The 11551-nt window shown below is 75.0% G+C and carries 9 protein-coding genes and 1 tRNA gene; 1 reads left to right on the plus strand and 9 read right to left on the minus strand.

Annotation, left to right across the window (positions count from 1 at the left end):
- Window positions 1–4: 4 nt before the first annotated feature.
- The 5 genes from ROT00_RS17135 to ROT00_RS17155 all read right to left on the minus strand — a co-directional run bounded on the left by ROT00_RS17135 (window position 5) and on the right by ROT00_RS17155 (window position 5368).
- A complete protein-coding gene (locus ROT00_RS17135; RefSeq protein ID WP_404776250.1) occupies window positions 5–1102 on the minus strand; it encodes an LPXTG cell wall anchor domain-containing protein in 1098 nt (365 codons plus the stop codon).
- A gap of 145 nt (window positions 1103–1247) precedes the next feature.
- A complete protein-coding gene (locus ROT00_RS17140; protein WP_404776251.1) occupies window positions 1248–2114 on the minus strand; it encodes an alpha/beta fold hydrolase in 867 nt (288 codons plus the stop codon).
- Window positions 2111–2695, minus strand: a complete 585-nt coding sequence (locus ROT00_RS17145; protein WP_404776252.1) for an isochorismatase family protein — start codon at window positions 2693–2695, stop codon at window positions 2111–2113. Before ROT00_RS17145 ends, ROT00_RS17140 begins: the two co-directional genes overlap by 4 nt.
- Window positions 2696–2755: 60 nt before the next feature.
- Window positions 2756–4273, minus strand: a complete 1518-nt coding sequence (locus ROT00_RS17150) for a D-alanyl-D-alanine carboxypeptidase/D-alanyl-D-alanine-endopeptidase (RefSeq protein ID WP_404776253.1) — start codon at window positions 4271–4273, stop codon at window positions 2756–2758.
- 108 nt (window positions 4274–4381) lie between these two features.
- Window positions 4382–5368, minus strand: a complete 987-nt coding sequence (locus ROT00_RS17155) for a Gfo/Idh/MocA family protein (protein ID WP_404776254.1) — start codon at window positions 5366–5368, stop codon at window positions 4382–4384.
- A 187-nt stretch (window positions 5369–5555) separates the two neighbouring features.
- Between ROT00_RS17155 and ROT00_RS17160 the strand changes: the two genes are divergently transcribed.
- The gene (locus ROT00_RS17160) at window positions 5556–7079 is read left to right on the plus strand and encodes a PucR family transcriptional regulator (protein WP_404776255.1); all 1524 of its coding nucleotides are present in this window, start codon (window positions 5556–5558) and stop codon (window positions 7077–7079) included.
- Here the strand turns inward: ROT00_RS17160 and speB are convergent.
- From speB to ROT00_RS17180, 4 genes are all read right to left on the minus strand, one after another.
- Window positions 7066–8028 (minus strand): agmatinase, encoded by a 963-nt coding sequence (gene speB / locus ROT00_RS17165; protein WP_404776256.1) that lies wholly within the window; start codon window positions 8026–8028, stop codon window positions 7066–7068. The genes ROT00_RS17160 and speB overlap by 14 nt on opposite strands.
- Window positions 8025–9704, minus strand: a complete 1680-nt coding sequence (locus ROT00_RS17170) for an amidohydrolase (RefSeq protein ID WP_404776257.1) — start codon at window positions 9702–9704, stop codon at window positions 8025–8027. Before ROT00_RS17170 ends, speB begins: the two co-directional genes overlap by 4 nt.
- Window positions 9701–10999 carry an MFS transporter gene (locus ROT00_RS17175; protein WP_404776258.1) on the minus strand — a complete coding sequence of 433 codons (1299 nt, stop codon included), beginning with the start codon at window positions 10997–10999 and terminating at the stop codon, window positions 9701–9703. Before ROT00_RS17175 ends, ROT00_RS17170 begins: the two co-directional genes overlap by 4 nt.
- Window positions 11000–11264: 265 nt before the next feature.
- Window positions 11265–11337 (minus strand) — tRNA-Thr (locus ROT00_RS17180).
- Between the last annotated feature and the right edge of the window lie 214 nt (window positions 11338–11551).

Genomic DNA, 11551 nt, shown 5'->3' on the forward strand with positions numbered 1-11551 from the left:
CCGCTCAGGCGGTGCGGCGTCGGCGCAGGGCGACGAGCCCGGCGCCGGCCGCGACGAGGAGCACCGCTCCGAGCGCGAAGGGCAGCGGCTCCGCGCCGGTCTCGGCGAGCTGCGGACCCGTGGGCGCAGCCGGCGGCGCCGGGGCGACCGGGGTCTGCGGCTCCGGTTCGGGCTCCGGCTCGGGCTCGGGCTCGGGCTCGGGGAGCGGCGGGAGCGACCAGACGAGGGTCACGGACCCCGCGCCCGTGTTCGGCTCGCCGGCCACCGCGGTGAGCCCGTCGGCGAGGAAGCCCGATCCGCCGCCGCCCGCGCCGACGACGTCGATCATGATCTCGTCCCCGCCGTCGACGGCGTCGAGCGCGACCGCGCCGCCCCCGCCGCCGGTGTAGCCGCCGCCGCCGGCGCCCGCCTGGAAGCTGTCGTCCTGCACGGAGAGCGCACCGCCGGCACCGCCCGCGGAGAGCGTGATCGTGCCGGGCGCGCTCGAGGTGCTCGCGTCTCCGGCATCCCCGTTCGCGCCGCCGGTTCCGCCGGCACCGCCCGCGAGGGCGCCGCCCGCGCCGTTGAACGCGCCGGTGCCGAACGTCATCCCGTCACCGCCGGGCGCCACGCCGGGCGCGCTCGGCGCACCGCCCGCGCCACCCGGGTAGGCGGCGAACAGCTGGTCGGGGAGCTCGAAGCGGCCGGCGTAGCCGCCGTCGCCCCCGCCGCCGGCCACGACGAGCAGCCCGCCCGCGGCATCCGCGACCGCGCTGCCCCCGCCGGCCCCGCCGACGAGGACCGTGAGCGTCGTGCCGCCGAGGCCCGTGCCGAGCGTCGCGGTGCTGACGCCGCCCGCGCCGCCGACGGCGTCCGGGAAGAGCCCGAGCGCCGCCGCCGCGGGCGAGCCCGCCGCGCCCGACACGGTCGCCTGCAGTGCGACGATCCCGGCCGGGATGGTGATCGTGTGCGGGCCCGCGGTGTCGAACACCGTCGTGCAGTTCGTGCGGCAGTCGGCCGCGGGCGCCGAGTCGGCGGCGGCCGGAGCCGCTGCCGAGACCGCGGCGAGCAGCAGACCGGCGGCGAGCGCGGCCGGGACGAGCCGGGCAGGGGACGAGGTCACGGGGGAAGCTCCTCTCGCGGGCACGCGCATCGGGCCCGGGCGAGGACGACTCTAGCGCGCCGCCGACTCGCGGACCGGGCTCCAGCACCCCCAAGACGGGGGCACGGCCTGCCGGGCGGATGCCGGGCGAGGCGCGGGCCCGGTTTCAGGCGAGGAAGCGGATGACGGCGTCCTTGAACGCGCGCGCGGTGAGCGTCGAGACGTGGTCGCGCCCCGGGATCCCGACGAACTCGGCTCCGCGACGCCGGGCGAGCTCCGAGACCCCGCGCGGCACCGGGTCGAGCTCGCCCGCGACGAAGAGCACGGGCACCGTCGCCGGCAGCTCGAGCGAGGCGCCCGCGATGCCCTCGACGCACGCGAGCAGCGCCGCCGGATCGGCGCCGGAGCGGAGGGCCGGCTCGATCACGGCGCGCATGAGCGCCGCGTCGGCGTCGACGTCTCCGGTCTCGCCCATGCGGGCTCCGGCCGCGGCATCCGCGCCCTGGTCCGCCCCGAGCAGGAGGCGCCGCGCCAGCGGGAGATCCCAGCTCGCGAAGAGTTCCTGCGGGCCCGCCCCGCCGATGACGATGCGGCGCACCCGTGCGGGCTCGGCCCGCGCGAACGCGGCGGCGACCCGGCTGCCGAGCGAATAGCCCACGACGTCGGCCCGGGGCGCGCCGAGCGAGTCGAGCACCGCGGCGAGGTCGGCGCCGAGCACCTCGGCGCGGTAGGCCTCCGCCTCGATCGGGGCGTCGCTGTCGCCGTGGCCGCGGAGATCGACCGTCACGACCTCGCGCCCGGCGCGGCGGAGGGCGTCGACCCAGCCCGTGTCCTGCCAGGTGATCGCGCCGGTGGCGCCGAAGCCGTGCACGAGCAGCACGGGCGGCAGCCCGCCCGCGGCATCCGCCCGGACGCCGGGCGACCCGGCGGGCGCGTCGGCTCCCGCCGCCGTCCTGCGGTAGGCGATGAGGGAGCCGTCCTCGGCTTCGGCGTGCAGCGCCGGGCCGGCGGCCCCGGGGAGGGCGGGGCTCACGCCCCGGCCGCGACGATCTCGGCGCCGGCGTGACCGAGCTCGGCGAGCGCGGCCGCCGACGACTCCGGCGCGACCCCGGCCACGAGCCCTGTCAGAACCCGGACGTGCTGACCGTGCTCGATCGCGTCGAGCGCGCTCTGCCGCACGCAGTAGTCGGTCGCGATGCCGACGACGTCGACCGCGGTGATGCCGCGCTCCGCGAGGATCTCGGCGATGCCGCGCCCGGCCTCGTCGCTGCCCTCGTAGATCGAGTACGCGGGACGCCCTTGCCCCTTGCGGATGTGCACGTCGACGCCGGCGACGTCGAGCGCCGGGTGGTACTCGGCCCCGGCCGTGCCCGCGACGCAGTGCACGGGCCAGGTGTCGACGAAGTCGGGACCGGCCTCGCCCGCGAAGTGGCCGCCGTTGTCGGTGTCGCCGTCGTGCCAGTCCCGTGAGGCCACGACGAGCTCGTACTCGCCCCGGTGCCCGGCGAGGTACTCGGTGACGCCGGCCGCGACCGCCGCCCCGCCGTCGACGCCGAGGGCTCCGCCCTCGGTGAAGTCGTTCTGCACGTCGATGATGAACAGCGCCTTCGTCATGACTCCATTGTGCCTCCGACCGGACGCCCCGGCACCCGGGCCGGCGCACCTCGGGGCGGCTCAGCGGTTCGACAGCTGGGCGCCGCAGCGGTAGAAGCCGGTGGCGAGCGTGTCGATCGCCTGCTTCGCGTCGTCCGACACGTCGCCAAGCGCGTAGATCGCGAAGGTGAGCGTCGTGCCGTCCGCGGCGTGGATGACGCCCGCGAGCGTGTAGCCGGTGTCGATCCAGCCGGTCTTCGCGATGACCTGCCCGTCGGCCACCGCGTTGTCGCCGGTGAACCGGTCGTCGTAGGAGAGGGAGCCCCGCTCGCCGGCGACCGGCAGGCCGTCGAGGAGCACGCCGAGCTGCCCCTCGCGGGCGGCGATCTTCTGGAACAGCCGGGTCAGGTACGACGGCGGCACCGCGTTGTCGTCGGACAGCCCGGAGCCGTCGACGATCGTGATGCCGGTCGTGTCGACGCCGTAGCCGGCGAGGCCCGCGAGCACGCCGGCGTTGATCGCGTCGAAGCCGTTGCCCGCGCCGCTCCGGATGGCGACGAGTCGGGCGAGCATCTCCGCCACGGTGTTGTCGGAGACGACGAGCGCCTTGTCGACGAGCTGGGCGACGGTCGGCGAGGAGACTGCGCCGAGCTGCGCGGCCCCGGCGGGCGCGGTGCCCCGCTCGATCGTCTCGATGCCGCCGAGCTCCTCGGCGAACGCCTCGCCCGCGCGGCCGATGGGATCGTCGCTGCGGAACGAGGTGTTCGAGTACGGGTCGTCGCGGTCGCCGTCGACCATGAGGGCCGTGATGTTCGACATGTAGCCGTCGTCGCGCTCCTTCAGGTTCCAGCTCGGCTGCCACTCCTCGCCGCCGAAGTAGCTCGCGTCGAGCACGAGACGGGTGAGCGGCGGATTCGCCGGGTCGGCGTCCCACGCGGTGCGGACCTGCGCGGCGAGGTCGTCGAGGTGGGCGGCACCGGGGTAGACGCCCTCGTCGCCGCTCGGCGTGCGGGAGAGGGTGACGTCGCCGCCGCCGACGAGCACGGCGGTGCCCGGTTCCGCCCCCTTCACCACGGTGGTCGTGGCGCGGAAGTCGGGCCCGAGCACGGCGAGCGCGGCCGCCGAGGTGAGCACCTTCATGACGCTCGCGGTGCGCGACGGCGTGCTGCCGCCCCGGTCGAAGAGCACCTCGCCGGTGCCCGCGTTCACGACCTGCGCCTGCAGCTCGGCGAGGCGCGGGTCGCTCGCGAACTCGGCCACCGAACAGATGCGGAGGGCCACGGCCGCCGCGGCGGCCTCGGGCGTCGGGCGCGGGTCGGGCGTGGGCGCCGCGGGGGTCGTCGCGGCGACGGGTGTGGCCGCGGGCGGCGTGCGGACGGCCGCGCCGATCGCGAGCGCGCCGCCGCCGAGCAGGAGGAGGCCGAGCGCACCGGCGCCGATCGCGGTCGCGAGCCGGTGGGCGCCGAGGACGGCCTGGATCCGGCTCAGGACGCCGGACGAGCGGTCGGCGGATGCCTCGGCGGGCACGCCGTCGCCCCGGGCAGGATCGACGGCGGCGCGCTCCATGGGCGCGCTCGCGTCATCCGGCTCCTCGTTCACCCGGGCATTCTACGGAGCGGTCGCCTCCATGCTTCCTGTACGCCGCCGCCGCGCGGCGCCCGGGAGCACCGGCCGCCGCCGCTGCGTCGCGACCGCGCAGGGCCCGCGTCACTCCCCCGGGTACCGGAGCCCGATCTGGGCGCGGACCTCGTCGAGCGTCCCCATGATGCCCACGGTCTCGTCGATCGACAGGACTTCGCCGCCGTCGAGCCGCCCCGCGGCGACGAGCGCCTCGAACGCGGCCGCCTGGTACTGCATACCGCGGCCCTCGACGTCGGAGACGTACGTCTCGAGCACCGCGTCGTCGGGCCCGATCAGCCGGAACGTCGTCGGCGAGTACCAGACGGTGTCGATCTCGATGCGCGCGGCGGTGCCGATGACGGCGGCGCGGTTCGGCCCCTGGGTGTCGCTCGCGGAGTAGGTGGTCGCGGTGCGGCCGCCCGCGTACTCGAAGATCGTCGCGACCTGCGCGTCCACCCCGGTCTCCTTGAAGACCGCGGAGGAGCGGATGACTGCGGGCTCGCCGAAGAGGTCCCAGGAGAACGAGACCGGGTAGATGCCGAGGTCGAGCAGCGCGCCGCCGCCGAGCTCCGGCGCGTTGATGCGGTGCGCGGGGTCGTCGCTCAGCAGCTGGGTGTGGTCGGCGATGAGCGAGCGGACCTCGCCGAGCGCGCCCGAGGCGATCAGCTCGCGGATGCGCACCATGTGGGGCAGATAGCGGGACCACATCGCCTCCAGCGCGAGCCGGCCGTTCGCGGCCGCCGCGGCCCGGATGCGTTCGGCCTCGGCGCGGTTCAGCGCGAAGGGCTTCTCGACGAGCACGTGCTTGCCGGCCTCGAGCGCGGCGACCGCGTTCTCGGCGTGGAGCGGATGCGGCGTCGCGACGTAGACGACGTCGACCTCGGGGTCGGCGAGGAGCGACTCGTAGCTGTCGTGCGCCGTGGGGATCCCGAACTCCTCGGCGAACGCGGACGCGGACGCCGCGCTGCGCGAGCCGACGGCGCGCACGTCGAAGCCGGTGAGCTTCAGGTCTGCGGTGAAGAGTCGGGCGATGCCGCCCGTCGCGAGGATGCCCCAGCGGAGTCGATCGGTCATGCGCTCAGCCTAGAGCGCTCGGCGCGCCCGCGCGGGCTCGCCCTGCCCGGCGGTGCCCCCACATCGGGGAGGCTGCGGATTCCCCGCCCCTCCCCTAGCGTGCAGGCATTCCCGATCCTCCGCGGGAACGTGCGAACGGCCCGGCGATCCCGGGCCTTTCGTGTTGGCCGCCTCGTATACTTCCGGGATGGCAGCGCCGCCCACCATCCGCACCCTCCTCGATTTCGGCGGCGACCGCCTCCGGCTGCTGGTTCCCGGCGAGTCCGCCGACGCGATCGATCGCCCCATCGCCTGGGTGCACGGATCCGACCTCCCGGATCCCACGCCGTTCCTCGCGGCCGGCCACCTGCTGCTCACCGACGGCGCGCAGTTCCCGCCGGGCACGGCTCCCGCCGAGCTCTACGACGCGTATGTCGCTCGCCTGCAGCGGCACGGCATCGTCGGCCTCGGGTTCGGGGCCCGACTGCACCACGGCGAGACCCCGGACGCCCTCATCGCCGCGTGCCGCACCCACGGCATGCCGCTCGTCGAGATGACCGACCTCACCCCGTACCTCGCCTACATCCAGTTCGTGGCGGAGGCGCTCGACCAGCAGCGCACGGAGCGGATCCGCTGGTCCGTCGCCGCGCAGCGCGCCCTCACGAAGGCCGCCCTCCGCCCGGACGGACTCGCCGCCATCGCCGCCGAGCTGGAACGGCAGCTCGACTGCCGGGTGCTGCTGTTCGACGCGGCCGGATCGCAGCTCGCCTCCGACCTCGCCCGCCCGGCGGGCCCCGGCCTCCGCGCCGCCGTCGCCGAGGCGCTCGGCCGCGGCTCCCGGGGCTCTTCCCGGCTCGAGGTCGACGGGGAGGAGTACGCGATGCAGACGATCGGCATCGAGCACCTCGACGGCGCGATCGTGCTCGCCGGGCTCCGTGCGCGGGATCACTCCGCGACCGACCTCGTGAACAGCGTCATCGCCTTCGCGAGCCTCGCGCTGGCGCAGCACCGCGCACTCGCCACGGCCCGGTTGCAGCTGCGCGACGGCGTGCTGCAGCAACTGCTCGGCGGGGCGGTGGAGCTGGCCGGGCGCACAGCCAAGGACGCCTGGGGCGAGCTGCCGAGTCCCCCGCTCGGCGTCTTCGTGCTCGACGGGGCGCTCGAGTCCGATCTCGTGCTCGACGCCCTCGAGCTCGCCGCGACCGGACACGAGGGCGGGGTGTTCTTCGCCCGCCACGACCGCGGGATCGTGGTGCTGACCGACGAGGCGTCCGACCAGGCGGTGCGTCGGCTGATCGCGCAGCATGCGCTCCGCGCGGGACGCACGACGGCGACTCGCTTCGACGGCCTTCCCGCCGCCCTCGAGGAGGCGCGGCTCGCACTGCGCCGCGCACCGCAGGACGCCGCACCGCCGCAGCTCGCCGAGTACCGCGACCTCGCCGCCGACGGCGTGCTCGGCGCGCTCGCCGAGCACGGCGCGGGAGACGTCGCCCGAGCGATGCTGCGCACGCTGCAGGAGCACGACGAACGCACCGGGAGCATGCTCCGGGAGGCGGTCGAGGCGTGGATCGAGCACGACTGCGCGTGGGATCCGGCCGCCAGGCAGCTCGGCGTGCACCGGCACACCCTCCGCCATCGGATCGACGCGGCCGGCGAGCTGCTCGACCTCGACCCCTCGGGCCTCCGCGGCCGGCTCGAGCTCTGGACGGTCGTGCAGCTCAGCCGGCGGTGACGGCCCGCTCGCCGCGCAGCTGCTCCGCCATGATGCCGAGCAGCTCGTAGGCGAGGTTCGCCGCCGCGACGGCGGTGATCGCCGCATGATCGAACGGCGGGGACACTTCGACGATGTCCGCCCCGACGAGCTTCAGCCCGCGCATCCCCCGCAGGATCTCGAGCAGCTCCCGGCTCGTCATCCCGCCGGCCTCGGGCGTGCCGGTGCCGGGCGCCATCGAGGGATCGAGGACGTCGATGTCGATCGACACGTAGACGGGCGCGTCGCCGACGCGGTCGAGGATCCGCTGCAGCACGCCGGGCGCGCCGATCGCGTCGAGTTCCCGGCTGTGCACCGCCGTGAAGCCGAGCCGCTCGTCGTCGAGCAGGTCCTCGCCGCTGTAGAGCGATCCGCGCAGCCCGACGTGCGCCGAGCGGTCGCGCCGCAGCAGCCCCTCCTCGCTCGCGCGGCGGAAGGGCGAGCCGTGGGTGTACGCCTCGCCGAAGTAGGTGTCCCAGGTGTCGAGGTGGGCGTCGAAGTGCACGAGCGAGACGGGTCCGTGGACGTCGGCGACCGCGCGGAGCGCCGGCAGGGCCACGGTGTGATCGCCGCCGAGCGCCACGAACCGCCGATCGGGTGCGCTGAGCGCCCGGAACCCGCGCTCCATCTCCCCGAGCGCCGCCGCGATGTCGAACGGGTTCGCGTCGAGGTCGCCGGCATCGGCGACCTGCACGAGGTCGAAGGCCGCGACGCCGAGCGCCGGGTTGAACGGGCGGAGGAGACGGGAGGCCTCGCGGATCGCCGAGGGGCCGAAGCGGGCGCCGGGCCGGAAGGTGACCCCCGCGTCGAACGGCACCCCCACGATCGCGAGCGCGGCATCCGCGACGTCCTCGAGCCGCGGCAGCCTCGCGAAGGTGCTGAAACCCGCGTAGCGCGGCGAGCGCTGCCCGTCGACCGGTCCGATGATCATCGTGCTCCCTCCGCGAGCGGCATCGCCCGCTGTCGTGCGGTGTCGCCCGCGTGCCGCTCGGCCTCGTAGACCGCTTTGCCGCCCACCCAGGTCTGCAGCACGCGGATCTCCGGCACCTCGTCGATCCCGACGAGATAGGGATCCCGGTCGAGCACCACGAAGTCCGCGAAGCGGCCGGGTTCGAGCGACCCGATCGCGTGCTCGCGGCTGATCGAGGCCGCGGCGGTCCGGGTGTGGCCGAGGATCGCCTCGGCGAGCGCGAGCTGCAGCTCCGGCCCGCCGAGCACGCGGCCGCCCGTCGTCCGCCGGGTGACCGCGGCGTGCACGGCCTCGAGCGGTCCGGGCGGGCACACCGGCGCGTCGGAGGAGAGCACGACGGGCGCGCCGGCATCGCGGATCTCGCCGAGCGGGGTGAGTCGTTCGGCGCGGTCGCCGAGCGCCTCGAGCAGCTCGTCGCCGTAGCGGGCGAGGTACTGCGGCTGGGTGATCGGCCACAGCTCGAGCTCCGCGGCCCGGCGCACCTGCGCCGGGGTCGGGCCGCCGAAGTGCTCGATGCGGTGCCGGAGCGGCCGCGGGCCCGCGCCCGGTGCGAGACGTTCGTGGATGTCGAGGACGAGCTCGATCGCGGCGTCCCCCTGGGCGTGGGTCGCCGACGGGAGTCCGAGCGCCGTGACGCGCGCGATCATCCCCTCCAGCTCGCCGTCGGGGTGGTAGAGATACCCGAAGTCGGCGGGGTCGCAGCAGTAGGGCGAGCTGAAGCGCGCGGTCGCGGCCGTCAGCGCGCCGTCGGAGTACAGCTTGACCCCGGCGATCGCGAGCTGCTCGTCGCCGAGCCGCCCGGAGACGCCGAGCTGTTCCAGCTGCTCGATGAGGCTGGAGATCACGAGCAGCTCCGCGCGCAGCGTGAGCTCGCCGCGGTCGCGGGCCCGGAGATAGGTGCCGAGCTCGCGAGAGGTGACCTGGGCGTCGACCACCGAGGTCACGCCGACCGAGTGCAGCTCCCGCTGCGCCGCCGCGAGCTGCGCCCGCAGCTCGTCCGGGTCGTCGGAGAGGTGGAAGTTCGGCCCGTTGTTGCCGATCTTCACCCCGGCGACACCGGTCAGCCAGTCGGCGGCGGCGTCCCAGAACGTGCCGTCCGGCGCACCGTCGGCGTCGCGGCCGAGGTGGCCGCCCTCGGGGTCCGCCGTCTCGGCGGTGATGCCGAGCGCGCGCAGCACGGCGGAGTTCGCGATGGCGCCGTGGCCGCTCGAGTGGAAGACGAGCACCTCCCGCTCGGTGCTCACCCGGTCGAGGTCGTGCCGGTTCAGCATCCGCTGCTCGGCGACGTTGCCGTGGTGGAAGCCGCGGCCCCGGATCGCCCCCGGCTGCGCCTCGCCGCGACGCCGCAGCACCTCGACGACGGCGTCGATCGTCGGTGCGGCCGTCCAGCTGCAGTCCGCCCACGAGGCGAACTGGCCGTGCATGAGCGGATGGCAGTGCGCGTCGACGAAGCCGGGGAGGATCGTCAGCTCGCCGAGATCGAGCTCCTCGGGCGTCGTGACGGCGTGGGCCCGGCAGTCGGCCGCCGAGCCGGCCGCCGCGATCCGCCCGTCCCGGACGAGGATCGCCTCGACGAGGTGCTCCGATCCGCTCGGGCGGATCCGGCCCCGGACGATGAGTTCGCTCAGCTCGCTCATGCGGCGGTCCCCCGCTCGACGCGCGCGGCCAGCGCCCGGGTGGCGAGGACGCAGCCGATCGCCACGAGGCAGAGCAGGGCGAGGTAGGCGAAGATCAGCACCGGCGACCCCTCGGAGATGCCGAGGAGCGTCGGCAGCACGATCGGCGTGAGCGCACCGGCGGTGAGCGCGGAGCCCTGGTACGCGAGCGAGGTGCCCGTGTACCGGACCCGAACCGGGAAGATGGACGCGAGCACCGCCGCGATCGGCCCGTAGTTGAAGCCCGTGAACAGCGCCGTGATGGCGAGCATGACCGTGATCACGAGGAACGAGCCGGTGTGCGCGAGGAGGTACAGCGGCACGGCGACGATCATGATGCCGACGAGCCCGACGGCCACCACGTACTGCGGGCGCCAGCGATCGCCCAGCCAGCCCGCGAGCGGGACGAAGGCCATCTCGAACAGGCCGGCGATGATGAGCGCGTTCAGCACGAGCTCTGTGGGAACGCCCGCCTGCTCCGAGGAGTAGGCGAGGAAGAAGGAGGACGTCACGTAGTAGCCGCCGGTCGCCACGAGCATCGCGCCGATGCCGATGAGCAGCGGCTTCGGCGTGCGGAACACCTCGCGCACCGGCGCCGCCGACAGCTCCTGCGCGCTCTTCGCCGAGACGAACTCGGGCGACTCGCCGACCACCGAGCGGATGATGAGCCCGATCACGACGAGCACCGCGCTGAAGAGGAACGGGATGCGCCAGGAGCCGGCGATGAGGCCGTCGCCGATGTGCTCGGAGATCGCGAACACGGCCGAGGAGAGCGTCGCGCCCACGGAGGAGCCGAGCTGCGCGAACGAGCCGTAGAAGGAGCGGCGGTTCGCCGGCGCGTGCTCGATGGCGAGCAGCGCGGCGCCGCCCCATTCGCCGCCCATGGCCACGCCCTGCAGCAGCCGGAGCGTGATGAGCAGCAGCGGCGCGAGCGGCCCGACCACATCGTAGGAGGGCAGCAGCCCGATGCCGAAGGTGCCGACGCCCATGAGGAGCAGCGTGGCGATGAGCACCGGCTTGCGCCCGAAGCGGTCGCCGAGGTGCCCGAAGAGGAACGCGCCGATCGGGCGGCCGAGGTAGCCGAAGGACGTCGTGCCGAAGGCGACGATGGTGCCGAGCACCGGGTTCATGTCGGGCGGGAAGAACACGTGCCGGAACACGAGGGCGGCGGCCGTCGCGTAGATGAAGAAGTCGTACCATTCGATGCTCGTGCCGGCGAGGGCGGCGAGCGCCGCCCGGCGGGGGCGGGCGATGGTGCGCGGTTCGGTGGATGTCACGATCGTTTCCTCACTGAAGCGATGCGGATCGGGGGAACCGGATGCCGTCGGAGGGGGCGGCGGCCGGTACCGACGAGGCTAGGCGCGGCCGTTCGCCCCCGACAACGCGACGGATGTCGAAATCGCTCGTCGCCGCCTGACAGTTGTCTATAGCGAGCGCTGCCGCGAGTCTGCAGAACGGGATGCCGCGGGTCTGCAGGAAAGGATGCCGCGCTCGAAAGCGAAACGGCCCCTCCCGGAGTGCGGGAGGGGCCGTTCGCGTCGGAGCCGCCTGTGGGAATCGAACCCACGACCTATTCATTACGAGTGAATCGCTCTGCCGACTGAGCTAAGGCGGCGTGACGGCCGCGGCGCGAACGCTGCGGCGGCACGAGAATCAATAGTAGCGGATGCCGGCGCGTGCCGATGACCACCGGCGCACCCGTGGGGGGGGGGGGGGGGGGGGGGGGGGGGGGGGGGGGGGGGGGGGGGGGGGGGGGGGGGGGGGGGGGGGGGGGGGGGGGGGGGGGGGGGGGGGGGGGGGGGGGGGGGGGGGGGGGGGGGGGGGGGGGG

The organism is Agromyces mediolanus (assembly GCF_044917495.1).
Lineage (GTDB): Bacteria > Actinomycetota > Actinomycetes > Actinomycetales > Microbacteriaceae > Agromyces > Agromyces mediolanus_B.

Excerpts from the sequence above, each read along its gene's own strand:
- ROT00_RS17145 (WP_404776252.1), bottom strand. The coding sequence starts at position 2,695 with ATGACGAAGGCGCTGTTCATCATCGACGTGCAGAACGACTTCACCGAG.
- ROT00_RS17155 (WP_404776254.1), bottom strand. The coding sequence starts at position 5,368 with ATGACCGATCGACTCCGCTGGGGCATCCTCGCGACGGGCGGCATCGCC.
- ROT00_RS17160 (WP_404776255.1), top strand. The coding sequence starts at position 5,556 with ATGGCAGCGCCGCCCACCATCCGCACCCTCCTCGATTTCGGCGGCGAC.
- speB (WP_404776256.1), bottom strand. The coding sequence starts at position 8,028 with ATGATCATCGGACCGGTCGACGGGCAGCGCTCGCCGCGCTACGCGGGT.
- ROT00_RS17170 (WP_404776257.1), bottom strand. The coding sequence starts at position 9,704 with ATGAGCGAGCTGAGCGAACTCATCGTCCGGGGCCGGATCCGCCCGAGC.